Below are 24,598 nucleotides of genomic sequence, written 5' to 3'. Positions count from 1 at the left end.
CATGTTATTGCTGTTAACTGAGTATTTGACGCAATTTTATTCAGGCTTTACGGTGTTTCGTTATATCACCTTGCGAGGCATTTTAGGGGTCTTAACGGCGTTGACCATTTCTCTGGTGGTGGGGCCTCATCTCATTCGTGTACTAAAAAATAAGCAAATTGGCCAAGCGGTTCGCAACGATGGACCTCAGTCTCACTTGAGTAAGTCAGGCACACCAACCATGGGTGGCGGTTTGATTCTGTTAGCGATTGCCATCTCAACGCTTTTATGGAGTGATTTGAGCAATCGTTATGTCTGGATTACCTTATTTGTCTTGGTTGTATTTGGTGCTGTTGGCTGGGTTGATGACTGGCGCAAAGTGATCGAGAAAAATCCGCGTGGTTTGCCAGCAAGATGGAAGTATTTTTGGCAGTCAATTGGTGGTTTCGGTGCGGCAGTATTGTTGTACATGACGGCACAAAGCCCCGTTGAAACCCAACTTATCGTGCCCTTCTTCAAGTCGATTGTGATTGATATGGGTTTGTTTTTTATAGTCTTTACGTACTTTGTCATTGTCGGCAGCTCCAATGCCGTGAATTTGACCGATGGTTTGGATGGGCTGGCGATCATGCCAACCGTTATGGTCGCTGGAGCCCTGGCTGTGTTTGCGTATCTAAGTGGCCATTTGCAATTTGCGAATTACTTGCATATTCCCTACGTCGCAGGATCGGGCGAGCTGATTATTATCTGCGGCGCGATTGTTGGTGCCGGTTTAGGGTTCTTATGGTTTAACACCTATCCAGCTCAGGTATTCATGGGTGATGTTGGTGCTTTATCTCTAGGGGCTGTTTTAGGCGTTATTGCCGTTATTGTTCGACAGGAGCTGGTTTTAGTCATTATGGGCGGCATTTTTGTGATGGAGACGGTGTCTGTCATTTTGCAGGTTGCCTCTTATAAATTGACAGGGCGTCGAATTTTTCGAATGGCGCCGATTCATCACCATTTTGAGCTGAAAGGATGGCCTGAACCTCGTGTCATCGTACGATTCTGGATCATCAGTGTTGTCTTGGTTTTAATTGGTTTAGCTACGTTAAAGCTGCGGTAAGTAGCCATTGGGTTTGGTGTAAAAGGAGAAAGTCGTGTCGTTAATAGCAACGGACAGTTTTAAAATTATTATCGGTCTGGGTCAGACAGGTATGTCCTGCGCACGATTTTTGGCTGCGAAAGGCTTGCGTTTTGCGGTAGTTGATACACGGGAAGAGCCTCCCTTGGCGGCAGAGTTCCGAAGCGTGTTTCCAACAATAGAACTCCGTTGTGGAGCACTGGATACTGAGTTTCTGCAGCAAGCAAGTGAATTAATCCTCAGTCCAGGTGTTGCCTGTGCACTTCCTGAAATACAGTCAGCTATCGCTCATGGCGTATCTGTCATTGGTGATATTGATTTGTTTTGTCGAGAAGTCACAGCCCCTATTATTGCGATTACAGGTTCAAACGCAAAAAGCACGGTAACGACCTTGGTCGGCAAAATGGCGGCTGATGCAGGCGTGAGTGTCGGTGTTGGCGGCAATATTGGCATCCCTGTTTTGGACTTGTTAAGCGTGGGTGTGCGTCACGATCTCTATGTCTTAGAGCTGTCGAGCTTTCAGTTGGAAACCACGCATGAATTGAAAGCCGCCGCGGCCACTGTGTTAAATATTAGTCCGGATCATCTGGATCGCTATACGGACATGCAAGCTTACTATCTTGCTAAGCATCGAATTTACCGTGGCTGTTCAGTCTGTGTTGTGAATCGAGATGATGCGCTAACCGTGCCATTGATGGCAATTGGAATGTCTAAAGTCAGTTTTGGATTGTCAGCACCTGATTTAAAAGATTTTGGTTTAGCCGAATATGAAGGGACTGAGTGGATATTTAAGGGTCTAACACCGATCTTACCCGTGGATTCAATTGGGATTAAGGGGCAGCATAATGTTGCCAACGTTATGGCGGCACTGGCCTTGGGTCATGCTGTGAATCTTCCGTTTGATGCGATGGTGAAAAGCATTCAATCCTTTCAGGGATTACCCCATCGTTGTCAAACAGTCGCGATTAAGCAGGGGGTTGTGTATGTCAATGACTCCAAAGGCACCAATGTTGGTGCAACGCTGGCGGCGATTGAGGGGTTAGGCCAACAATTGCCAGAAGGATCGGCATTGCATGTGATTTTAGGAGGGGTTGGGAAGGATCAATCTTTCTCTGAGCTTTCTGAGCCTTTACAGCGCTATGCTCGATCCGTGCATTTAATTGGTCGTGATGCACAACTGATCGCCAATGATTTGCAGGGTGTGCGTGTGGAGCATCAAACGACTTTGCAAGCGTCTGTGGTTGATGCATCGCAGAAAGCACAGCCAGGGGATATCGTTTTATTGTCTCCTGCGTGCGCAAGCTTTGATATGTTTTCAGGATATGACCATCGGGGTAATGTCTTCATCGAAGCCGTGGAGTCATTACCATGAATGTATTGAGAAGTCTGCGCCCTGCATGGCCACAAGCGCTGGATCTGCCTAAAGGTCAAATGCCGATTGATCCCTATCTTGCGCTGAGTGCCTTGGCACTGACCTTAACCGGTTTCGTGATGATCGCTTCTGCGTCGATGGATGTGGCCGCGCGGGACTTCGGGTCACCGACCTATTTTATGATGAGGCATGGCTTTTTCGTCGTACTGGCCTTCATCACGGTAGCCGTTATTTCTCGCATTCCTCTTAGCCTCTGGGAGCGTTACAGTGTGCTATTGCTGCTGGTGGGCATCATTCTGTTGGCGTTGGTGTTTCTGCCAGGCGTTGGCCGTGAGGTTAACGGGAGTCGCCGCTGGATATCGATGGGATTTTTTAACCTGCAGACGTCAGAAATTGCAAAAATATGCATGGTTCTCTTTATGAGCGGCTACCTTGTTAGACGCTTGGATGAAGTGAGGTCTAGCTGGTTTGGTGTCATCAAACCTGCACTGCCTTTGGCCCTATATGTTCTATTGCTCATTGTTCAGCCAGACTTTGGTGCCACCGTCGTCCTCATGGGGACGGTTATGGGGATGATTTTCTTAGGTGGCATGCGCTTTGGGCAGTTTTCACTGGTAATTGTGGGCGTTGTGGGATTGGCCTATTCAATGGCTATTTTTCAGCCCTATCGTTTGGCACGGTTACGATCTTTCCAAGACCCTTGGGCAGACCCTTTTGGGACTGGCTACCAATTATCTCAGGCACAGATTGCCTTTGGTCGAGGCGAGTGGTTCGGTACTGGGCTTGGCAATAGTATTCAGAAGCTATTTTATTTACCCGAAGCCCATACCGATTTTATTTATTCAATTTTATCTGAAGAAATGGGCTTGGTTGGCGCGCTGGCCATTATTGCTATTTATATGCTGCTGGTTACGCGAATCTTTTTAATCGGTCGACAGGCTGAAAAGCAAAGCCAATTTTTCAAGGCGTACGCCAGTTATGGTTTTGGCTTTATCTTTGCAGGCCAAGCCATGATCAATATCGGTGTGAACGTTGGTGCATTACCAACCAAAGGTTTGACTCTGCCCTTGTTAAGTTATGGTGGAAGTAGTTTGCTGGCGTCAGCCTGCATGATTGCGATTATCCTACGAATTGATTATGAATTAAAACGGGAACGATTAAACCAAGTTCGTCCAGGTAGGAGGCGCTCTCAATGAATGCGCAACCAGCAAAACGCCTATTGATTATGGCAGGAGGCACAGGTGGACATGTATTTCCTGCCTTGGCAACTGCGGATGTTTTAAGAGAGCAAGGTGTTCATATTGAATGGCTTGGCACTGAAAAAGGCATTGAAGCCAAAGTGGTTCCTGCGGCCAATATACCACTGAATACGATTGCTGTTACGGGCTTAAGAGGTAAAGGCGTGGCGAGTCTTTTGTCCGCACCGTTTAATTTGATTCGTGCAATTTGGCAAGCTCACCAAGTGATTAAGCGCGTCAAGCCCGATGCTGTATTGGGGATGGGCGGTTTTGCATCAGGCCCCGGAGGTTTAGCCGCTTGGTTGCACAGAATTCCCGTGGTGATACACGAACAGAATGCACTGCCGGGTATGACGAACCGAATTTTGTCACAAGTTGCAAAAAAAGTGCTGCAGGCATTCCCCGGCGCATTTCCAAAACTCAAGCTCGAGCATACTATTGGCAACCCCGTGAGAGGGCCGATTCTAGAGCTTGCTGAGCCGGATATACGCTTTAAAGATCGAGACGGTCCGATCCGGCTGTTAGTTGTGGGTGGGAGTTTAGGCGCTCAAGCGATCAATACATTGTTGCCTGACGTCTTATCTAAGATGCCAGTAGCGTCCCGTCCTGTGGTTTGGCATCAAACGGGCCGTACGCACTTTGACGCAACCGTCGAAATTTACAACCAACACAATGTTGAAGCCAAGGTTGTTCCATTTATTGACAAGATGGACGAGGCCTTCGCTTGGGCGGACTTGGTTCTTTGTCGCTCAGGGGCTTTGACGGTCAGTGAGTTGGCGATTGCAGGGGTGGGGTCAATTTTAGTTCCATTCCCCTATGCGGTTGATGATCATCAAACGGCAAATGCACAGTTTTTGGTGGCTGCCGATGCCGCGCGCTTGGTACAGCAGTCTGAGCTAAGCAGTGACCGACTTAACACACTTTTAAATGAACTTAATCAGCGTGATGTGCTGCTGGCTATGGCAAAAAAAGCACGCAGCCAAGGACAGCCTTTGGCAGGTCAAAAATTGGCAGTCGCATGTTTGGAGGTAATGCAATGATTAAAGATAGCACGCTTCAGGTGTATGAAGTGCCCGAAATGCGACGTATCCGTCAAATCCATTTTGTTGGGATTGGTGGTGTTGGCATGTGTGGCATTGCTGAAGTGCTGCTCAATCAAGGCTATACGATTTCTGGGTCGGATATGAAATCCTCAGCCACAACTGAACGATTAAGTGGTTTAGGGGCCATGATTTTCATCGGACATGACTCCTCCAACATTGACGATGCGGATGTTGTGGTTATTTCGACGGCTGTTGCCGACACAAATCCTGAGTTGATTGCTGCGCGAGAAAGAAGGGTGCCAATTGTACGCAGAGCAGAGATGCTTGCCGAATTGATGCGCTATCGCCATGGTATTGCGGTTGCCGGAACGCACGGAAAAACAACGACTACCAGTCTGCTGTCTTCCATTATGGCTGAAGCTGGATTGGACCCTACATTTGTGATTGGCGGGCGACTGAACAGCGCAGGCACGAATGCACAATTAGGCGGTAGCCGTTACTTAGTTGCCGAAGCCGATGAAAGTGATGCCTCTTTTTTACATTTGCAGCCGATGGTCGCCATCGTGACCAATATCGATGCCGATCATATGGACACCTATGAAGGAGACTTTAATAAACTGAAGCAAACGTTTATTAATTTTCTTCATAATTTACCTTTTTATGGCTTAGCTGTTCTGTGCACGGATGATCCAGTGGTAAGGGAGATATTACCCAGAGTGAGCCGTCCAATTCTGACCTATGGTTTTCATGAAGAGGCTGATTTCAGAGCTGTAGATGTCACGCAGAGGGGGATGCAAACATCCTTTAAAGTGGTTCGTCCGACGGGTCATAAAGACCTTGAGGTTACAGTGAATATGCCAGGCCGCCATAACGTATTGAATGCACTGGCTTGTATTGCTGTCGCCACCGATGAAGGTATTCAGGATCATGCAATCTGCAATGCGTTATCGCGCTTTCAAGGGGTCGGACGACGTTTTCAAGTGTTGGGCGATATAAACGTCACCGGAGGTTCTGTTCAATTGGTGGACGACTATGGTCATCATCCACGTGAGGTGAAAGCCGTGATACAGGCCGTTCGTGATGGCTGGCCGGATCGACGCTTAGTGATGATATATCAGCCACATCGCTACACGCGAACGCGCGATCTTTACGATGACTTTGCACAGGTTCTTTCTGAAGTGGATTTGTTGATTATGCTTGAAGTCTATTCGGCGGGTGAACAAGCCATTCCGGGTGCCGATACTCGAAGTTTGTGTCGAACGATTCGCCAAAGGGGTATAGAACCTCTGTTTGTTGAATCAACAGATGATATTCCTGATTTGTTAAAAAATGTCCTTCGGCCTGATGATCTTCTACTGACCCAAGGTGCTGGTGATATCACATCCTTAGCGCATCGGTTAGCTGGGCTTGATCTTCAATCGACTCGCGAGGAGGAAATAGGACAATGAGTAAGATGTCTGAGCAAGAGATGCAGTCGTTTGGACGTGTTGCCGTTTTGATGGGGGGGCGCTCTGCTGAAAGGGCGATTTCTTTGCGAAGTGGTGCAGAGGTTTTAAAAGGCTTATTGGCGGCGGGCATTGATGCCTTCCCTATTGACCTTTGTAAAGACGGTGCTGATCCAGTTGCCCAGTTGTTGGATGCAGAGTTTGATCGTGCGTTTCTCATTCTTCATGGTCGTGGCGGTGAGGATGGAACCCTTCAAGGTTTGCTCGAAATGATGGGCAAGCCTTATACCGGCAGTGGGGTGGCGGCATCTGCCTTAGGAATGGATAAACTGCGCTGCAAACAGCTTTGGATGGGCGCCGGTTTGCCGACGCCACCTTGCTGTGTGCTAACACAAGAGACGGATCTTAACCAAGTTGCAGAGTTGTTAGGCTATCCACTGATGGTTAAGCCTGTCCACGAAGGCTCCAGTATTGGTATCAGCCGGGTTATGAATTTGGATGAGTTAAAAGCCGCCTATGCTCAAGCCGTGTCATATGATCATTTAGTGATTGCTGAGCAGTGGATAAAGGGGTCTGAGTACACAATTGCTGTTTTAAAAGGGGAAGCGTTACCGATTATTCGATTGGAAACCAGCCACTCTTTTTACGACTTTAACGCGAAATATGAAGCCGCAGATACTCAATATTTATTTGATGATCAGCTCAGCGATGAAAAACGCTCTGAATTAAAGCGCCTTTCTGAATCTGCTTTTGCAGCGGTTGGTTGCACGGGGTGGGGGCGCGTTGATGTCATGATGGACGAAGAAGGTCGATTTCAGTTGTTAGAGGTCAATACCTTACCGGGTATGACCGATCACAGTTTGGTTCCGATGGCGGCGCGCGAAGCAGGATTGAGCTTTGAGGACTTGGTGATTGAAATCTTAAAAACCTCATTCAATACAGAGGCGCGCTAAGATGAATCTTTCCTTACCTTGGATGAGACTGCAAGGAACGTCTGAGTTAGAGACTCGTCCGTCTGCCCAGCCGATTGCTGCGTCTAATCCGGTTGAGGTACAGGATAAGGCGTGGAGAACCGTTAACTCCTTGCTTGCACTGGCCGTGTTTGTTGGAACCTTAGTGTATCTGTCCGAAAAAGTATACATATGGCTTGATCAACCGATTCAAGAGGTGAGAGTGAATAGCCATGTTCGTCATTTAGATACAGAGACACTTGCGCAGTCGGTTGCATCCGGTATTTCCAGTTCGTTGCTCTCACAGGACGTTGTGTATTTGCGTGAATTGGCACTCGCCGATCCTTGGGTACATTCTGTGAGTGTTCAACGTCAGTGGCCTGCTGCCATTGAAGTCACTATTACTGAAGAAGTACCCGTTGCGCGTTGGGGAGATGTTGGGCTTTTAAATCATCAGGGCGATATTTTTTGGCCTGAGCGCAATGCAGACTATGACAACTTACCCAAACTGAACGGCCCTGCCCATGAAACTCGAGCCATCATGCAGCAGTTCCATGATTTGAATCGACTTTTCTCAGGTTATGGATTGAAGCTGACGGGGTTGTCGTTGGAAGGGCGTGGTGCTTGGACGCTTGAATTGGATAATGGCCTGCAAATCGTTGCAGGAAGAGAGCAGGTGATGCCTCGACTTAGACGCTTCATGAAGCTTTATGATGCTAGGTTAAGCGATATGGTTGAAACCATTGAAAAAATAGACATTCGATATACCAACGGCGTTGCTGTGAAGTGGCGGACCGAAGAGAGGCAAGATAATGCAGGGTAAGCAAAGTACTTCAGACGGCGGAATGGTCGTTGCGTTAGACATAGGTACGTCAAAGGTTGTCTGTCTTGTTGGTGAAGTCTGCGCGGATGGAAGTATAGAAATCGTCGGTGTGGGCTCCCAGCCTTCTCGGGGAATGAAGAGAGGGGTGGTTGTCAACATTGAGTCGACTGTTGCCGCTATTCAGCGGGCGGTTGAAGAGGCCGAGTTGATGGCAGGATGTAAAATACATTCTGTCACGGTTGGTATTGCAGGCAACCACATTAGCAGTTTGAATTCACATGGAATTGTTGCCGTTAGAGATAGGGAGGTTTCTGAGTATGATCTTGAACGAGTAATTGATGCGGCGCGTGCAGTTGCGATCCCGGCGGATCAACGTATTTTGCACATCTTGCCGCAAGAGTATTTGATTGATACCCAAGAGGGTATTAAAGAGCCTTTAGGAATGTCAGGTGTGCGGCTAGAGGCCAAGGTGCATCTAGTGACAGGGGCGAGCAATGCAATCCAGAATATTGATAAGTGCATACGTCGATGTGGTTTAGGTGTTGATGCGATTGTCTTAGAACAGCTTGCTTCCAGCTATGCGGTCTTGGCCGAAGACGAAAAAGACTTAGGTGTTTGCATTGTTGATATTGGGGGTGGCACAACCGACATCGCTGTTTTCACGGGTGGAGCAATTCGGCATACAGCGGTCATCCCTATTGCCGGCGACCAAGTGACCAATGACATTGCGATGGCCTTGAGGACCCCTACGCAGCATGCAGAGAAAATTAAGATCAAGTATGCCTGTGCGCTCGCTCAGCTTGCTCAAGCCGATGAAATGATCAAGGTGCCGAGTGTGGGCGATAGACCGCCGCGAGATTTATCTCGTCAATCCTTAGCCGAGGTTGTTGAACCACGGTACGAAGAGTTGTTCACCTTGGTGCAGGCTGAATTAAGACGTTCTGGTTATGAGGAGTTAATTGCTGCCGGTATCGTTCTAACGGGCGGTACTTCAAAAATGGAAGGTGCTGTAGAGCTAGCAGAAGAAATATTTCATATGCCTGTTCGTCTTGCTGTACCCCAGGGGGCAAGAGGAATGGAGAGCTTATTACAGAACCCCATTTATGCCACGAGCATCGGGCTTTTGCATTATGCGAAGGTTGAGCAAAAGCCCGTTGCACGTGAACGAGAGGCACAACCGAATAAAGTGAAAGAAAAAGAAATCGTACCGGAAATGCGCGAGAAACGTCTAAAAGTGCCAAAAGCAAAGAGTAAGCCGAAGGTAAAAGATTTTTTTAGCCGGATAAAAGACTGGTTTAAAGGTAATTTTTAAATTTTATTGAATTAATAAGGTCATTGCCGGAATACAGTAGTAGGCAAGGACGGGGGAGGACAAAATGTTTGAATTGATCGACAGCTTACCACAAGACGCAGTCATTAAGGTCATCGGAGTGGGCGGCGGCGGCGGTAACGCTGTCCAGCACATGGTGAATTTTGACCTAGCCGGCGTTGAATTTATATGCGCGAATACGGATGCGCAAGCGCTTGATCGTATGGCGACTCGCACTGCCTTACACATAGGTGGCAGTATGACAAAAGGGTTGGGTGCAGGAGCAAACCCAGATATAGGTCGCCAAGCAGCATTAGAAGATAGGGACCGCATCGCAGAGTCTTTGCGTGGTGCGGATATGGTGTTCATCACTGCGGGTATGGGTGGTGGCACGGGAACGGGTGCCGCTCCAATTGTAGCTGAAATTGCAAAAGAGATGGGCGTCTTGACCGTTGCTGTGGTAACACGTCCATTTCGATTTGAAGGCCGCAAACGGATGCAAATTGCGGAAGAAGGGATTCGTGAACTGCGCGAGTGCGTCGATTCACTGATCATTATTCCCAATGAAAAGCTGATGCAAGTATTAGGGAAAAACTGCAGTTTGATTAATGCCTTCAATGCTGCGAACGATGTACTCAAAGGGGCTGTGCAAGGGATTGCTGACTTAATCACGCGTCCGGGTATGATCAACGTTGACTTTGCTGACGTTAAAACCGTGATGTCTGAGATGGGTATGGCCATGATGGGTACAGGCATCGCTAAGGGCGATAACCGTGCGCAAGAAGCCGCTGAAGCCGCTATTAGCAGTCCGTTGCTTGAAGACATCGATCTAAAAGGTGCCCGCGGGATTCTGGTCAATATTGCCGCAGGTGAGGACTTAAGTTTAGGTGAGTTCAACGAAGTCGGTATGATCGTTGAAGAGTGCGCTGCTGAAGATGCCACGATTGTTGTGGGTACGGTGATTGATCCTACTCTAGGAGACTTCTTGAAAGTGACCGTTGTTGCAACAGGATTGGATCGTCCAAGAGATGCAGAAGTCCGTGTTGTGGCGTCTAATCCTCAACCGCGCAATGATGTAAAAGCAGTGGATCAGATTGAGTTGCCGTCGATCTTACGTAGACAAAAGCAAGAAGCCTTGCTGGAAAAGCAAGAGCATCGTAGTCAAGAAGCGGGCATGACCTCTAAGCGTGACTATGGTGAATTGGATATCCCTACGTTTCTGCGTCGTCAAGCGGATTAAGTCACAAAGAGGATCATGGCAGAGTGGATTGCTTGAAAAGCGTTAATTCTGTTATGATTCTCATTTAGATTGAAGCGCAAGCGGCGGAAAATATGATCAAGCAGCGTACACTGAGTCGAAGCATAAAGGCGAATGGCATAGGGTTGCATTCGGGTAAAAAAGTGTACATGACACTTAAGCCGGCTCCTGAAAATATGGGCATTGTCTTTCGTCGCGTTGATCTTACTCCGATTGTCGATATACCGGCGTTTGCTTTAAATGTTGTAAGTACACAACTGTCGACGAATTTAGCAGAAGGTGCTGCGAGTGTGTCGACGGTTGAGCACCTCATGTCTGCCTTAGCGGGATTAGGCATCGATAACGCGATCATCGAAGTCGATGCAGAAGAAATTCCGATTATGGATGGGAGCGCTGCGCCATTCGTTTTTCTCATTCAGTCCGCGGGTATTCAAGAGCAGAGTGCAGCCAAAGAGTTTGTTCGTATTTTAAGGCCCATTGGTATTGAAGTGGGCGAAAAGACCGCGAGCTTTCGACCCTTTAATGGCTTTAAGTTGGGATTTAAAATCGAGTTTGATCATCCTGCATTTACCGAAAAGCACTTAGAGTCATCGCTTGAGTTCTCCTCTCATAACTTTGTCAAAGAGGTCAGTCGCGCTCGAACCTTTGGTTTTATGCGAGACATCGAATTTTTAAGATCCAACAATTTGGCCTTGGGCGGTAACTTTGATAACGCGATTGTTGTCGATGATCAAAAGGTCTTGAATCAAGATGGCTTGCGCTACGAAAATGAGTTTGTTAAGCACAAAATTCTAGATGCTGTGGGCGATCTTTATCTTTTAGGTCGCAGCATTATTGGCGAGTACTACGGTTTCAAGTCTGGCCATCATCTCAACAATTTACTTTTGAGAGAGTTGCTAAATCACCCTGATGCGTTCGAGCGTGTCACCTTCGAGCAGGGTCAAGCGCCTGTTCCAATTGATTATCAACCCTCGACGAGCCTCTAGTCGAAGGCTGAAACGATCCATTAGGATGGATAGCCGGATCATTTCCGGCTTTTTTATGAGCAAAAATTATAAATAAAGCCTGAAAAAAAGGTTTAAACCTCAACTATCTGCCCCAATCAATGTAAAATGTTTCGCATTCTTGCCCAGCGTGGGCATACGTCATCTAATAAATGGTAAAAATTGAATTATGCTCACATCACTGTTGAAAAAAGTTTTCGGAAGCAAAAACGAACGCGAACTCAAACGGATGAAACGGACTGTCAAGGATATCAATGCATGGGAAGCCGAGCTTGAAAAGCTCAGTGATGAAGGGCTGACGGCATTAACCGAACAATACCGCCAACGTTATCAGCAAGGCGAAAGCTTGGAAAAGCTTTTGCCAGAGGCCTTTGCAACGGTTCGTGAGGTTTCCAAGCGTGTGATGAACATGCGCCACTTCGATGTTCAGATGATCGGTGGTATATCCCTTCACGAAGGCAAAGTAGCCGAAATGAAAACAGGTGAAGGTAAAACACTTGTTGCTACCTTACCTGCGTATTTAAATGCGATTACGGGCAAAGGGGTTCATGTTGTCACTGTCAATGATTACCTCGCCAGCCGTGATGCCGAGTGGATGCGTCCACTTTATGAAGCCTTGGGTTTGAGTGTTGGTGTGATTCTGTCCGGTCAAGATCCGATGACAAAGCGTTCGGCCTATGCCAGTGACATTACCTATGGCACCAATAATGAATTCGGCTTCGACTACTTGCGCGACAACATGGCGTTCAGCATCGAGGAGAAAGTTCAACGTGGCTTTAACTTTGCCATCGTCGATGAAGTGGACTCTATCTTAATTGATGAAGCTCGTACGCCATTGATTATCTCAGGGCCAGCCGAAGACAGTTCGGTTATGTATGCGCGTATCAATACCGTCATTCCAAAACTGAAACAGTTCTTTGGAGAAGTGGACGTTAAAGACGACACGCAAACGATAGACGAACACTTCGTCGTGGATGAAAAAAATAGAACGGTTGAGTTGACTGAAGCTGGACATCAGTTGATCGAAGAGATTTTAAGCGAAGAAGGTTTGTTGGCTGAGGGTGAAAGCCTTTATGCACCGAATAACTTGAACTTGCTGCATCACGTTTTGGCTGCACTTCGCGCGCATTACCTTTTCCAAAAAGATAAAGACTACATCGTGCAAAATGGTCAGGTTGTCATCGTCGATGAACACACTGGCCGTATTATGCCGGGCCGCCGTTGGTCAGAGGGTTTGCATCAAGCCGTAGAAGCAAAGGAGGGCGTCAATATCCAATTGGAAAGCCAAACGCTGGCTTCGACCACCTTCCAAAATTATTTCCGTTTGTATGACAAACTATCAGGAATGACGGGAACCGCTGATACCGAAGCATTTGAATTACGTCAAATTTATGGTTTGGATGTTGTCGTGATCCCGACGAATCGTGAAATTCAGCGTATCGACCATAATGATCTCATTTATCTTACGATGGAGGATAAATTTAACGCAATTGTTAAAGAAATCCGGCATTGTAAAGAGAACAATAAGCCTGTGTTGGTCGGTACGGCGTCGGTTGAGTCTTCTGAACTCTTATCACGCATGCTGACCAAAGAAAAAATAGAGCACAATGTTCTAAATGCTAAGAACCATGGCCGTGAGGCTGAAATAGTCGCGGATGCCGGACGTCCTGGTGCTATTACGATTGCGACGAACATGGCGGGTCGTGGTACTGATATCATGTTAGGCGGTAAGCTTGAAAGAGAGCTGGCTGCGCTAAAAGACCCGACACCGGAGCAAATTGAAGCGGTTAAAGCCGATTGGCAACAACGTCATGATCAAGTGTTGGCGGCTGGTGGTTTGCATATTCTGGGAACAGAGCGTCATGAGTCTCGTCGAATTGACAACCAGTTACGTGGGCGTGCTGGACGTCAGGGCGATCCAGGTTCGACGCGTTTCTTCTTATCGATGGAAGATGATTTAATGCGAATCTTTGCATCGGATCGTGTTCGTCAATTTATGCAAGCCTTAGGGATGGAAAAGGGCGAAGCCATTGAGCACAAAATGGTGAGTAATGCGATTGAAAAAGCCCAGCGTAAAGTTGAAGGGCGCAACTTTGATATCCGTAAAAACCTCTTGGAATACGATGATGTTGCAAATGACCAGCGTACAGTTGTCTATGATCAGCGCAACGAGTTGATGAGCACTAACGATATTTCTGAAACAATCAATGCGATTCGTGACGAAGTGGTGGAAGACACGATTAACGAATTTATCGCGCCTCAGAGCTTGCCTGAAACTTGGGATATTGAGGGGCTTGAAAAGGCTCTCGAAATAGAGTTCTCGGTCGCCTTGCCAATCCAAACGTGGTTGGATGAAGACAAGAACCTCTATGAAGAGCCCTTGCGTGAACGTATTCGGGCGGAAATCATCCAGCGCTATACTGAAAAAGAGCAATTGGTTGGGGCAGAGACCATTCGTTTGTTTGAAAAACAAGTGATGTTGCAGGTCATGGACACGTTATGGAAAGAACATTTGCAAACCATGGATTTGTTGCGTCAAGGCATACATCTTCGTGGTTACGCGCAGAAAAACCCCAAGCAGGAATATAAGCGTGAAGCCTTCCAGCTTTTCCAAAACTTGCTCACGAACATTAAAAAAGACGTTGTCCGAATCTTGAGCCACGTTAAAGTACGTCAACCTGAAGAGGTTGAGGCGATGGAGCAGCAACGTAGAGAAGCGGCAGAGCGCCAACAAATGAATTTTGAACACTCACAAAGCAGTGGTCTTGCGAGCGCAGACGGTCAAGCGCAAGCCGAGGCTCAAGAAGAGTCGGATAAGTCTGAACCTTTTGTGAGAGATGTTGCTAAAGTGGGACGCAATGAACCTTGTCCATGTGGATCAGGTAAAAAATATAAACAATGCCACGGTAAAATCTGAGGTAAGCACAATGGCAGTCGGCAAAGAAGAAGCGATCGTGTATCACCCTGTCAAAGGGTTTAAGCTAGGAACAGGCTCTGCAGGCATAAAAAAACCAGGACGAAAAGATCTGGTGGTGATGGAAATACCCGTTGGCTCTTCATTGGCGTCGGTATTTACCCTAAACCAGTTTTGTGCAGCCCCCGTTCGAGTTGCAAAAAAGCATTTAGCGACAGGTGCCTTGCCTAGGTATCTCCTGACGAATACCGGCAATGCGAATGCGGGCACAGGGGAGCAGGGCATAGTTGATGCCGAGGCATGCTGCCAAGCGTTGGCCAGTAAAATGCGCTGTGATGCAGAGTCGATTCTTCCGTTTTCGACAGGTGTTATAGGCGAGCCTTTGCCTGTCGCCAAAATCACGGCGGGTTTAGACAGTGCTATCGCTAATCTGTCAGAAGAAGGTTGGGAAGAGGCGGCTCACGGGATCATGACAACGGATACACGTCCCAAGGGCGCCAGTGTCCAGTTTGAGTACCAAGGTAAAACGGTAACCGTAACCGGTATTTCCAAAGGCTCAGGCATGATTATGCCAAACATGGCCACAATGCTTGGATACGTCGCCACCGATGCAGAGGTCGAGCCCAATTTATTGCAACGTTTGTTGAGCCATGCGAGTGATCGCTCATTTAATCGAATCACAGTGGATGGTGATACTTCAACGAATGATGCCTGTATTTTGGTTGCAACAGGTCAAAGCGGTGTTGAAATTACCGACCTTGAGCCTGTGTTGATGGAGCGTTTTACGCAGGCATTGGATCAAGTTATGTTGTCCCTAGCGCATGCCATTGTTAAAGACGGTGAGGGCGCGACTAAGTTTGTAGAGGTTCGTGTTGAGAAAGCAGGCAGCACGGAAGAAGCCTTGAAGGTCGCTTATACCATAGCTCACTCACCTTTGGTCAAAACAGCATTATTTGCTTCTGATCCAAACTGGGGACGTATACTTGCATGTGTAGGTCGTGCAGGCGTTCATGAACTCGATGTAAGTGATGTGCAGATCTGGTTAGATGAAGTGTGCATCGTCGATAAAGGGGCCCGTGCTACGAGCTATACAGAAGAGCAAGGACAGGAGGTGATGAACCGCGAGAATATTTGTATTCGCGTGATTCTGAATCGTGGTGGCTTTGCTGATCAAGTTTGGACAACTGATTTGTCTCACGATTATGTCACCATCAATGCGGAATATCGCTCCTAAATGAAGTCCTTGATTCATGTTATGGTTGGGGTTATCAGAAATGCCAAAGGCCAAATTCTGATTGCCCTTAGGCCTAAAAACAGGCATCAAGGTGGATTATGGGAGTTTCCAGGCGGTAAGGTTGAAGGCGATGAGCCACCTTACCAAGCCTTGGTGCGTGAACTCAATGAAGAGTTAGCGCTTCATGTGCACGAAGCGACCCCCCTTATTCGTATCCCATACCATTATGATGATTGCTCAGTTCTCTTGGACGTATGGGATATTAATCGCTTTACCGGTGAAGCCAAAGGAATGGAAGGGCAGGAGATACGCTGGGTTGATCTCAATCATTTAGAGGAATACAGCTTCCCTGCGGCGAATGTTCCGATTCTTTCTGCCGTTCGATTGCCTAGTCATATTGCCATTACAGGCCAGGCTGCAAACCAAGATGCATTTTGTTCGAAGGTGCAATCCCTACTTGAACAAGGTTGTCGTTGGATTCAGCTCAGAGATCACTCGCTATCGGAGCGAGATTACGCAGCTGTGTTTCATTTGCTTAAGCCTATCTGTGACGCGCATCAGGCCATCCTTCAGGTCAATACATCGCTTACATTGGCCAATACGCTGAATGCGCAGGCCTTGCATTTAACTGAGCCTCGCTTAAATGATCTAATGGAAAGACGAGCATTTAAAGGGCAATGGCTGAGTGCTGCGTGTCATTCACCGGACGCATTGCAACGAGCACAATCCAAAGGATGTGATTTTGTATTCTTGTCACCTGTGAAGGCGACACAAACTCACCCTGAGCAAGCAGGTATAGGTTGGCAGAGGTTTCATCAGTGGGTTTCTGACGTGACGTTACCTGTCTATGCGCTTGGCGGGTTGTCTCAGGTGGATTTTCAGTCTGCACGGGAAGCGGGTGCACAAGGAGTTGCTTCAATTTCAGCTTTTTGGCCTAACTGAGTGTTTTTAGTTTAACTCAATACATCCGACAGATTTATAAAATGCCGAGTGATATCAAGCCACTCGGCATTTTTTTTGTTTCTATGACGGGTCAGTCGTTAAGGCTGGATTTCACATCAGGGGCTTTTTGTTGTCTTGCTCTTTCTATCAGCTCTTGCCCTGTGGTTCGTTCAATCATCTTATTTTTTTGATGCAATGCTGTTTTAGCCATCATGTGCGCACTGACGGGAGCTGTAATGAATAAAAACAGTGTAATCAGTAATTCATGAACACTAATGCCAGACTCTCGAACGGTGAATAAAATCATTGATGCGATCAACAAGCCACCCATACCCAGTGTAGTTGCTTTTGTTGGCGCATGCAGCCGCATAAAAAAATCCGGTAAGCGCACTAAGCCAATCGAGCCGACTAAAATAAAGATGCCGCCAATCAGTAAAAAAATAGAAACAATCAGTTCAAGTAAAAAATTCATCTTTAGGCCTATTCAATAATATCGCCGCGCAGTAAATACTTACACAATGCTGCGGTGCTGATAAAACCTAACATTGCAATTAAAAGCGCTGCTTCAAAGTACAACGCCGACCCCAGCCAGATACCCAGTAAAATGATAAGTGCGATACTGTTGATATACATGGTATCCAACGCCAGCAGGCGATCAGGTAAGTCTGGGCCTGCAAACAGTCGCCATAAATTGAGAATCAATGAAATGGCCACCATGGCCGTTACCAAGGATACAGTCCAACTTAACATGAAAATATCTCCATTAATGGCGCTTCATAACGTTGTTTAATCGTTTGAATCAGCTCTTCTTCATTTTTCATGGTGAGTGCGTGGACATAGAGAAACTTCCGACATTCAGACACTTCGGAGCTGACCGTGCCTGGTGTTAAAGAGACGGTGCTGGCTAAAAGGGTAATTGGAAGCTCACCTTCAAGGTCAAGTGGTACCGCAAAAAAACCTGGGTTGAGATTTTTGATTGGCCCCATAACTTGAATGGCGACTTCGAGGTTTGCCGTCACGATATCCCCCAGAACCCGTAAAGCATAACGAAACGTGTGCATGGGTTTATGCAGTGCGGGTTGTGGTTTGCTTAAGCTAGAGGTGAGCAGAGGAATACCCAATGCCAACACCGACCCCAAGAACAGATGTCCAGGTGCCAGTGTGTTGTTTAGCAGCAGCCATGTGACAAATAACAAGATGCTGTGATAGGGCATGGGCAGCCATTTAAAACGAGGTTTTGCTAACATGACAGTTATTCTCCTAACACTGGCAACAGAGCACGAACCGAGAGCTCGGGGTTGTGTAAAACCGCCGCTGCTTCATGCGTCATGCTGGTAATAGGGCCGGCAAACAAGACCAATAAAGGGGAAAGGCTAAGTAAGAATACAATCGCCATTAGCTGGGTAATATGCACAGGGTTACCATCAGTATCGGCGGTATTTCCGGTGGTACGCCAGAAAAGGGTGGTTCCGGCTCTCGAGAGAGCGATAATTGATGCCAATCCGGCGAACAAGATCGACGACCATACCCAGCCCATTTCAGCGCCTGTATGGGCCGATTGCAGTAGCAGTGCTTTTCCAATAAAGCCGGATAGCGGGGGCATACCCACCATGGCAATTGCCGCTACAAAGTATAAGCCGGCCAGTAGATCACGCTGCTTCATGAGTCGAGCCGCTACGAAACGGTCAGCGGCTTTGCCGCGCTGTTTGGCAATCAAATCTGCAATTAAAAACATCGCGGCCGACACCAAGGTGGTGTGCAGCAGGTAGTAGAATGAAGCGCCACTGGCATCCTCACGTCCGAGTGCGGCCCCAGTTAGGAGTGTTCCCACCGAGATTAGAATCATGTTGGCGGTTAGCATCTTCAGATTTTGGCTGGCCAGCGCGCCAATGGCCCCTGCGATCAGGGTTAGCACGGCAATCGGCCAGAGCCAAAACTGCGCAATATTGGCTAGATCACCAGCAAAATCGCCAAAAATAACGGTATGTACCCTAAAGATGCTGTAAATGCCCACTTTGGTCATAATGGCAAACATGGCGGCAACTGGAGCACTGGCTGCGGCATAGGTTCTGGGCAACCAGAAGTGGAGGGGAAGCATGGCTGACTTTAGACCAAATACAATAAGTAGCAGTAATCCTGCAATTTTAACCAGTGTGGTTTCATCAGGGTCAAGGGTTTGAAGTTTTACCGCCATATCTGCTGTGTTTAGCGTGCCAAGCATTCCGTAAAGAATACCAAGGGCAAACAAGAAGATACTCGATCCGACCAAGTTTAAAATAACGTAATGTAGACTCGCCTGGGTCTTGTGTTTGCCACCGCCATGTATGAGCAAAGCATAGGACGCGATCAACAGAATTTCAAAGCAAACGAATAAGTTGAATAAATCCCCAGTTAGGAAAGCGCCGTTAACACCTGCCACTAAGAGTAATATCAGGGTGTGATAATACATGCCCGTTTCATCTTCACCTGCACAGGCATAGAGAATGGAGGCAAGGGCCAGAATTGAGGTTAAAAGCACCAGTAGCGCCGCCAATGGATCCGCAACAAGTACGATGCCGTAGGGTGCTGACCAGTTGCCTAGCGCGTAGAGTTGTGTTCCCTGGGACATGACTTCTTTAAGAAGACCGCTGGACACCACCAATACCAGCATAGATGAGCCTACCGCAAAGATGCGCTGACGTGTAATGCTGTTTTGAATCGGTGGAAGGATCAGCAATACACCCGCTAATAATGGCAGTAGAAATGGCATGATGACCAAGTGTTGCATCAAGATTTCTCCTTGTCCGTGAGTGATGAGTGATCTGGAATGCGTCCATCAACGTGGTCATTTCCAAGATCACCTCGCCCTCTCATCGATAAAATTACAACAAACGCAGTCATCGCAAATCCGATAACGATGGCCGTGAGTACCAATGCCTGAGGCAGTGGATCGGCATAGGTGCTGTTAGCCCCTATGACGGCAGCCGAGTCAACGGATAAGCGTCCCATGGAGAACAGGAATAAATTAACGGCATAACTTAATAGTGTCAGTCCAACCACCACAGGAAAGGTTCGGCTGCGTAACACCAAAAAAATGCCGCAAGTGGTCAGTATCCCAACACAAAATGCAAATAAGGCTTCCATTATTTATCCTCCATTTTTGGACGATGCGATGTGGTTAACTTTCCAAGGTTCGCAAGGATTAATAGTGTTGCGGCCACCACCGTAATATACACGCCAAGATCAAACGCAATCGCGCTTGCTAATTCAAACTCACCCAGCAGCGGTAAGCTGAAGTAATCAAACCAGCTGGTTAAGAACGGACGATCAAATAACCAGCTACCTGCACCCGTGATGGCGGCGATCAAAACACCTATGGCGATTGCCCATTGGTAGTTGATTTTCAGGCGAGGTTTAATCCAGTCCACACCGTGTGCAATGTACTGCAAAATGATGGCAACGGCTGTAATTAAGCCTGCAATAAAACCACCGCCGGGCATGTTGTGACCACGAAGGAAAATGTAGGCAGAAACAAGCAGCGCTAATGGAAGCAGTGATTGAGACACTGTTCTGAGAATCATCGGATGGCTGTCTTTGGTCCAGTTGATGCCCTTACTGTCACCGGATGGCATAAAGACCTTCATGCGGTTAATCAGCTTGAAAATACCCAGTGCAGCAATGCCGAGTACCAGTATTTCCCCAAAGGTATCGAACCCACGGAAGTCGACCAAAATGACGTTAACAACATTGGTCCCACCCCCGCCAGGTTTACTGTTTTCTAAGAAGAATTCAGAAATACTCAGCTGAGGGCGAGTCATGATTGCATAGTTGATGGTGCCGATAATACCGCCAATAATTGCAGCAACGCCAAGGTCTCTGGCAACTCGCCCTGGGCTTGACTCCTTAGGCGTTTGTTGCGGTAAAAAGAATAGCGCCAACATTAATAGTGTAATGGTGACAACCTCGACTGACAGCTGAGTCAGAGCCAAGTCGGGTGCTGAAAAATAGGAAAAAGAGACAGAAACAATTAAGCCGACAACAGATAGAGTCAACAATGAAATGTAACGTTGTCGATGCCAAATAACGGTTGCAAACGCCGACAATACTAGAAGGGTGGCCATGATAATCGACAAGGAGGTTAGTGGTAACTGAGTTCTTGTCCCCTCGGTTTGCAGCAAATCCAGCAGCGGGTGGCCAGCAAACACGATGACCAATAGCAACACCATTAGCATATAGCGTTGCAATGAACCATTTTCAAAATAGGCATTGATTTTTTGAGTCCCACGTACCATGCATTGAATAATGCTTTCAAACACAATTTTTGCATCGGTTTCAGGGAATTGGCTCTGAAATTTGAAGAGCTTACGACGGTTGTGGTAAATAATAATGCCAAAGAGCATTGCCACAATACTCATCGTTAGGGGCAAATTAAAACCATGCCAAATTGATAAGGAGTAATCGGGCACATCTCCTAAGAGAACGGCTGATGATGCACTGAATAAGAGCTTACCAACAATTAAACCCGGAAAAATACCAACCAAGAGACATAAGCCGACTAAAATTTCGACGGGTACTTTCATATACCGAGGCGGTTCATGTGGTGTTTTGGGCAAATCAATCGGTTCGCCATTGAAAAAGACATCGTGAATAAATCGAAGCGAATAGGCGACCGAGAAGATGGCGGCAAGTGTTGCTAAAACAGGGATCATCCAAGATAAAGAGCCTAGGGTGTGTTGGTGCAGGGTTTCAGCAAAGAACATCTCCTTTGATAAGAAACCGTTCAGTAATGGAACACCCGCCATGGAGGCTGCTGCAACCATGGCAAGGGTTGCTGTGTAGGGCATAAACTTCCAGAGACCATTTAAGCGCCGCATATCGCGAGTGCCAGCCTCATGGTCAATAATACCTGCCGCCATAAACAACGATGCTTTAAAAATGGCGTGGTTGATAATGTGGAAAATGGCTGCAATTGCCGCAAGCTGCGTATCCATGCCAAGTAATAGAGTGATTAATCCCAAGTGGCTGATGGTTGAGTAGGCAAGTAACCCTTTGATATCGTGTTTAAATAAGGCGGTGTAAGCCCCCAGCAGCAGTGTGGCAAGCCCCGTCATGCTGACGATGATAAACCATAGTTCAGTACCGGATAGCGCAGGGTAAAATCTCGCCATCAAAAAGATGCCAGCCTTAACCATTGTGGCAGAGTGCAAATAGGCACTGACTGGTGTGGGCGCCGCCATCGCATGCGGTAACCAAAAATGGAAAGGGAATTGTGCTGATTTAGTGAAGGCGCCTAGGAGTATAAGGACCAATGCGACAGGGTAGGCACCGTGGGCGCGAATCAGGTCTCCACTGCTAATAACGACTTCAAGATCATAACTGCCGACAATTTTACCGATTAGGATGAGGCCTGCAAGGAGTGCAAGACCACCAGCTCCCGTCACCGTGAGGGCCATTCGGGCGCCTTTACGACCCTCGGTTTTTCCATGCCAGAAGCTGATTAACAGAAAAGAGCTTATGCTGGTGAGCTCCCAAAACATCCACAACTGAATAAGGTTGTTTGATAGCACAATGCCCAGCATGGCTGTCATGAATAAAATCAAATAGGCGTAAAATTTGCCCATTGAGTCTTTTGCAGATAAATAGTAACGAGCATATAGAATAATGAGCAAGCCAATTCCAAGGATGAGCAGTGCAAATAGAAAGGCAAGGCCATCCATCCTAAATGACAGGTTCATTCCCAGTGCTGGCACCCAGTTCATGCTGACAATTAGGGTTTCACCGCTGAAAACGGCGGGTGCCATCAATAATACGAGCAATAATGATAGAGCCGGTGCGGCGGCCGTTATAAAAGCGCACTGTGTTCGGCCAAGCTTTGCAGACAGTAAAGGGGCCAGCACTCCTAACGCAGGTAGGAGAGGAATCCAGAAAAGACTCATGGTGGCGACTTGCTCCTGATAGGTCCTGTGGACAATACATACAAAAGCAGACCTGATATATCCCTGTTAAGAGGTATAAAAGATCTGCCAAGTGTATTCATAATTACAATTAGTAGCGGACTTTATACACGCTCCGGCGCTTCTAGTCTAGATTTTGTGGTTTGGTTGTAAGCTTATTCGAATATGGAATAATCGGAGGGTGTTACTCTATCAAAATAACGTGCCGTTGAGGCTATCTTAATCCAATTGCCGAGATTCTGGTGGGCTTGAGCGGTTCTCGGAAAGCTGAGTTAAATGCTGAGCCAGCCGCTCTAAGGACTCTGTAGACCAAGTTGAATCCGATAGTGCGGCCCAGGCCTTAATGTAATCTCCAGTGGAAATTTCATGTCCAAAGCCTGAGGGCGCACTGCCTATGGATAAGTCGACCATGAGTTGCAGCATGGTAACAATAGGATACCAGCTGAGGTAAGGCGATACATCGGGTGCGCGAGGTTCCTGCATCCAATCGGGCTTTCGCCAAAAAGCAGCAGGTTCAAAAAATGTAATAGGGTCACTTCCGTATTGTAAAAAGGCAATGCGAAAATCGCCCCACGGCTGTCCGTTTCGCTCCAGTCCTTGTGTTTGGTTCATAAAACGAACCACGCTGCCCTGTCGAAAGGTGGGAAGCCAAGCGGGTGAGTCAGGGTCGCGATTACGCGTTACATTTCTCCAAGTCTCACTTCTGAAGGGGGGGCCGCTCCATAACACGCCATTAAATGGATCTTCTATGATGTCATAGAGGTCGAATGAAAGATCAGAGTTGAGTGCGCCTAGACTCAGTCCGAATAAATAGAGTTTTGGGCGTGAGTCTCTGGGTAAGGATGTCCAGTAGCGGTAAAGTGTATTGAATAAGGCTCTAGCATTTTCGGCACCGTATTGACCCTCGGCAATGATGGAGAGGTGGCTGGGTAAATAGGAGTATTGTGCGGCAACCGTTGCAATATCACCTTTATGAAGGTATTCAACAGCATCCTGTGAACGAGGATCAATCCAGCCACGTCCAGTAGGGGTTGCCAGAATCAATACCGAACGCTCAAATCCTCCGACCCTAATCAGCTCATCTAATGCCAGTTGTGCGCGTAGCTCTGGCGTATCGGCTGCATTGAGCCCGACATAAACCCGAATTGGGTCAAGAGCAGGTTCGCCTGTGAAGCGGCTTATATCATCGCTAGAAGGGCTTTGTACAACAAAATGTCGACCTCGGCTGCCCAGTGCTTCCCAGCTGATTAGCGACTCAGCACTACCGGGTTTATTAGGGTCAAGAGGAGGGTGCAAATCGTCTTGAATCAACTGATCGGCATGTTGATAGGATCGATCCGCCAATTGGAGTGCATAGGAGTAAACCAAGCCTTCAATAATTGACCAAAATAAAGCCGTCACCATGACGATACCAAGTACATGTGATACATGGCTTGGAAGAAACCGGGACATCCTCTTCGATAAATAATAGAAGAGGATTTTAAATAATTTAGCGAACAAGAACGCCACAGCAAAAACGGCAAGTGTGATGGCGGCAATTGTAAAGGGCCGGGTGCTATCTTCGGGTTCCATGCCCATGAGCGTGCGAATACTGTTTTGCCACTCAGACGCACGCCACAAGAATAGAATTGAAATGCATAGACTGATGGCGGCTAGACTCAATTGTATATAGCGCTGCATTGGCTGTTTGGCCGAGGGCAGGTGTAAGTAATTCCAAAGCCAGTGACCCAGCACACCAAAAGCATATCCAATCGTAAAGCTCAGTCCCGATACGATGCCTTGAGCAATATAGGGGCGTGGAACTAGGCTTGGAGTGAGCGATAGGGCAAATAAAAATGTAGCGAATACAAGCCCAGAGGTTGAGAAATGCTTAAGGAGGTTGCTGAATTTGTACATCTTAACGTGATTGATCATATTGAAAACGTGACGACTACCCAGTGTGTGTGCTCTATTCATTGATGATATAGATTTATTCATCGTCTGTGATCGATAAAATAAATTTTTTTCAGTTTTTCTGATTGTATACGTCGA

At 47.3% G+C, this 24,598-nt stretch carries 20 protein-coding genes; 13 read left to right on the top strand and 7 right to left on the bottom strand.

Translation table 11 applies throughout. The annotated features are described in order from the left end of the window. Nucleotide 1 precedes the first annotated feature (1 nt). The 13 genes from mraY to F5971_RS04635 all read left to right on the top strand — a co-directional run bounded on the left by mraY (nt 2) and on the right by F5971_RS04635 (nt 16,634). Nucleotides 2–1,084 carry a phospho-N-acetylmuramoyl-pentapeptide-transferase gene (gene mraY / locus F5971_RS04695; RefSeq protein ID WP_036509530.1) on the top strand — a complete coding sequence of 361 codons (1,083 nt, stop codon included), beginning with the start codon at nt 2–4 and terminating at the stop codon, nt 1,082–1,084. Between the two features lie 34 nt (nt 1,085–1,118). Beyond that, nucleotides 1,119–2,474 carry a UDP-N-acetylmuramoyl-L-alanine--D-glutamate ligase gene (gene murD / locus F5971_RS04690; RefSeq protein WP_193494297.1) on the top strand — a complete coding sequence of 452 codons (1,356 nt, stop codon included), beginning with the start codon at nt 1,119–1,121 and terminating at the stop codon, nt 2,472–2,474. After that, nucleotides 2,471–3,670 (top strand): putative lipid II flippase FtsW, encoded by a 1,200-nt coding sequence (ftsW, locus tag F5971_RS04685; protein WP_051514315.1) that lies wholly within the window; start codon nt 2,471–2,473, stop codon nt 3,668–3,670. The genes murD and ftsW overlap by 4 nt, the downstream gene beginning before the upstream one ends. Then, a complete protein-coding gene (gene murG / locus F5971_RS04680; RefSeq protein WP_193494296.1) occupies nt 3,667–4,752 on the top strand; it encodes an undecaprenyldiphospho-muramoylpentapeptide beta-N-acetylglucosaminyltransferase in 1,086 nt (361 codons plus the stop codon). Before ftsW ends, murG begins: the two co-directional genes overlap by 4 nt. Continuing rightward, nucleotides 4,749–6,203, top strand: coding sequence for a UDP-N-acetylmuramate--L-alanine ligase (murC, locus tag F5971_RS04675; protein WP_036509534.1), 1,455 nt, complete (start codon nt 4,749–4,751; stop codon nt 6,201–6,203). The genes murG and murC overlap by 4 nt, the downstream gene beginning before the upstream one ends. Continuing rightward, the gene (locus F5971_RS04670; RefSeq protein WP_036509537.1) at nt 6,200–7,153 is read left to right on the top strand and encodes a D-alanine--D-alanine ligase; all 954 of its coding nucleotides are present in this window, start codon (nt 6,200–6,202) and stop codon (nt 7,151–7,153) included. Before murC ends, F5971_RS04670 begins: the two co-directional genes overlap by 4 nt. Before the next feature lies 1 nt (nt 7,154). Next, a complete protein-coding gene (locus F5971_RS04665; RefSeq protein WP_237748543.1) occupies nt 7,155–7,973 on the top strand; it encodes a cell division protein FtsQ/DivIB in 819 nt (272 codons plus the stop codon). Beyond that, nucleotides 7,963–9,285: a cell division protein FtsA gene (gene ftsA, locus F5971_RS04660; RefSeq protein ID WP_036509544.1), complete on the top strand. Its 1,323-nt coding sequence runs from the start codon at nt 7,963–7,965 to the stop codon at nt 9,283–9,285. Before F5971_RS04665 ends, ftsA begins: the two co-directional genes overlap by 11 nt. Before the next feature lie 64 nt (nt 9,286–9,349). Further along, the gene (gene ftsZ / locus F5971_RS04655) at nt 9,350–10,522 is read left to right on the top strand and encodes a cell division protein FtsZ (RefSeq protein ID WP_036509547.1); all 1,173 of its coding nucleotides are present in this window, start codon (nt 9,350–9,352) and stop codon (nt 10,520–10,522) included. Between the two features lie 92 nt (nt 10,523–10,614). Then, on the top strand, nt 10,615–11,526 hold the full coding sequence (lpxC, locus tag F5971_RS04650) for a UDP-3-O-acyl-N-acetylglucosamine deacetylase (protein WP_193494295.1): 912 nt from the start codon (nt 10,615–10,617) through the stop codon (nt 11,524–11,526). Nucleotides 11,527–11,713: 187 nt separating this feature from the next. Beyond that, nucleotides 11,714–14,461, top strand: coding sequence for a preprotein translocase subunit SecA (secA, locus tag F5971_RS04645; RefSeq protein WP_193494294.1), 2,748 nt, complete (start codon nt 11,714–11,716; stop codon nt 14,459–14,461). A gap of 10 nt (nt 14,462–14,471) precedes the next feature. Then, nucleotides 14,472–15,692, top strand: coding sequence for a bifunctional glutamate N-acetyltransferase/amino-acid acetyltransferase ArgJ (gene argJ / locus F5971_RS04640; RefSeq protein WP_193494293.1), 1,221 nt, complete (start codon nt 14,472–14,474; stop codon nt 15,690–15,692). Then, nucleotides 15,693–16,634, top strand: a complete 942-nt coding sequence (locus F5971_RS04635; protein ID WP_193494292.1) for a Nudix family hydrolase — start codon at nt 15,693–15,695, stop codon at nt 16,632–16,634. Nucleotides 16,635–16,725: 91 nt separating this feature from the next. Here F5971_RS04635 and F5971_RS04630 read toward each other — a convergent pair whose 3' ends face one another. From F5971_RS04630 to F5971_RS04600, 7 genes are all read right to left on the bottom strand, one after another. Beyond that, on the bottom strand, nt 16,726–17,106 hold the full coding sequence (locus F5971_RS04630) for a Na+/H+ antiporter subunit G (RefSeq protein ID WP_193494291.1): 381 nt from the start codon (nt 17,104–17,106) through the stop codon (nt 16,726–16,728). A gap of 8 nt (nt 17,107–17,114) precedes the next feature. Beyond that, nucleotides 17,115–17,384 carry a K+/H+ antiporter subunit F gene (locus F5971_RS04625; RefSeq protein WP_036509552.1) on the bottom strand — a complete coding sequence of 90 codons (270 nt, stop codon included), beginning with the start codon at nt 17,382–17,384 and terminating at the stop codon, nt 17,115–17,117. Further along, nucleotides 17,378–17,881, bottom strand: coding sequence for a Na+/H+ antiporter subunit E (locus F5971_RS04620; protein ID WP_036509556.1), 504 nt, complete (start codon nt 17,879–17,881; stop codon nt 17,378–17,380). The genes F5971_RS04625 and F5971_RS04620 overlap by 7 nt, the downstream gene beginning before the upstream one ends. A gap of 5 nt (nt 17,882–17,886) precedes the next feature. Continuing rightward, nucleotides 17,887–19,401 (bottom strand): monovalent cation/H+ antiporter subunit D, encoded by a 1,515-nt coding sequence (locus F5971_RS04615; protein WP_193494290.1) that lies wholly within the window; start codon nt 19,399–19,401, stop codon nt 17,887–17,889. Next, nucleotides 19,401–19,757: a Na+/H+ antiporter subunit C gene (locus F5971_RS04610; RefSeq protein WP_036509561.1), complete on the bottom strand. Its 357-nt coding sequence runs from the start codon at nt 19,755–19,757 to the stop codon at nt 19,401–19,403. The genes F5971_RS04615 and F5971_RS04610 overlap by 1 nt, the downstream gene beginning before the upstream one ends. Further along, nucleotides 19,757–22,549, bottom strand: coding sequence for a monovalent cation/H+ antiporter subunit A (locus tag F5971_RS04605; RefSeq protein WP_193494289.1), 2,793 nt, complete (start codon nt 22,547–22,549; stop codon nt 19,757–19,759). Before F5971_RS04605 ends, F5971_RS04610 begins: the two co-directional genes overlap by 1 nt. 237 nt (nt 22,550–22,786) lie before the next feature. Further along, the gene (locus F5971_RS04600) at nt 22,787–24,544 is read right to left on the bottom strand and encodes an alpha/beta hydrolase (RefSeq protein ID WP_246187762.1); all 1,758 of its coding nucleotides are present in this window, start codon (nt 24,542–24,544) and stop codon (nt 22,787–22,789) included. Between the last annotated feature and the right edge of the window lie 54 nt (nt 24,545–24,598).

It is taken from the genome of Nitrincola alkalisediminis, from assembly GCF_009821115.1.
In the GTDB taxonomy this organism is placed as follows: Bacteria; Pseudomonadota; Gammaproteobacteria; order Pseudomonadales; family Balneatricaceae; genus Nitrincola; species Nitrincola alkalisediminis.
The sequence above is the reverse complement of the archived record's forward strand: the minus strand, read 5'-3'. Positions and strand labels throughout refer to the sequence as shown.

Excerpts from the sequence above, each read along its gene's own strand:
- ftsW (WP_051514315.1), top strand. The coding sequence starts at position 2,471 with ATGAATGTATTGAGAAGTCTGCGCCCTGCATGGCCACAAGCGCTGGAT.
- F5971_RS04625 (WP_036509552.1), bottom strand. The coding sequence starts at position 17,384 with ATGTTAAGTTGGACTGTATCCTTGGTAACGGCCATGGTGGCCATTTCA.
- F5971_RS04615 (WP_193494290.1), bottom strand. The coding sequence starts at position 19,401 with ATGCAACACTTGGTCATCATGCCATTTCTACTGCCATTATTAGCGGGT.
- F5971_RS04605 (WP_193494289.1), bottom strand. The coding sequence starts at position 22,549 with ATGAGTCTTTTCTGGATTCCTCTCCTACCTGCGTTAGGAGTGCTGGCC.
- mraY (WP_036509530.1), top strand. The coding sequence starts at position 2 with ATGTTATTGCTGTTAACTGAGTATTTGACGCAATTTTATTCAGGCTTT.
- murG (WP_193494296.1), top strand. The coding sequence starts at position 3,667 with ATGAATGCGCAACCAGCAAAACGCCTATTGATTATGGCAGGAGGCACA.
- F5971_RS04670 (WP_036509537.1), top strand. The coding sequence starts at position 6,200 with ATGAGTAAGATGTCTGAGCAAGAGATGCAGTCGTTTGGACGTGTTGCC.
- F5971_RS04630 (WP_193494291.1), bottom strand. The coding sequence starts at position 17,106 with ATGAATTTTTTACTTGAACTGATTGTTTCTATTTTTTTACTGATTGGC.
- murC (WP_036509534.1), top strand. The coding sequence starts at position 4,749 with ATGATTAAAGATAGCACGCTTCAGGTGTATGAAGTGCCCGAAATGCGA.
- lpxC (WP_193494295.1), top strand. The coding sequence starts at position 10,615 with ATGATCAAGCAGCGTACACTGAGTCGAAGCATAAAGGCGAATGGCATA.
- F5971_RS04665 (WP_237748543.1), top strand. The coding sequence starts at position 7,155 with ATGAATCTTTCCTTACCTTGGATGAGACTGCAAGGAACGTCTGAGTTA.
- F5971_RS04600 (WP_246187762.1), bottom strand. The coding sequence starts at position 24,544 with ATGAATAAATCTATATCATCAATGAATAGAGCACACACACTGGGTAGT.
- ftsA (WP_036509544.1), top strand. The coding sequence starts at position 7,963 with ATGCAGGGTAAGCAAAGTACTTCAGACGGCGGAATGGTCGTTGCGTTA.
- F5971_RS04635 (WP_193494292.1), top strand. The coding sequence starts at position 15,693 with ATGAAGTCCTTGATTCATGTTATGGTTGGGGTTATCAGAAATGCCAAA.
- argJ (WP_193494293.1), top strand. The coding sequence starts at position 14,472 with ATGGCAGTCGGCAAAGAAGAAGCGATCGTGTATCACCCTGTCAAAGGG.
- secA (WP_193494294.1), top strand. The coding sequence starts at position 11,714 with ATGCTCACATCACTGTTGAAAAAAGTTTTCGGAAGCAAAAACGAACGC.
- F5971_RS04610 (WP_036509561.1), bottom strand. The coding sequence starts at position 19,757 with ATGGAAGCCTTATTTGCATTTTGTGTTGGGATACTGACCACTTGCGGC.
- F5971_RS04620 (WP_036509556.1), bottom strand. The coding sequence starts at position 17,881 with ATGTTAGCAAAACCTCGTTTTAAATGGCTGCCCATGCCCTATCACAGC.
- ftsZ (WP_036509547.1), top strand. The coding sequence starts at position 9,350 with ATGTTTGAATTGATCGACAGCTTACCACAAGACGCAGTCATTAAGGTC.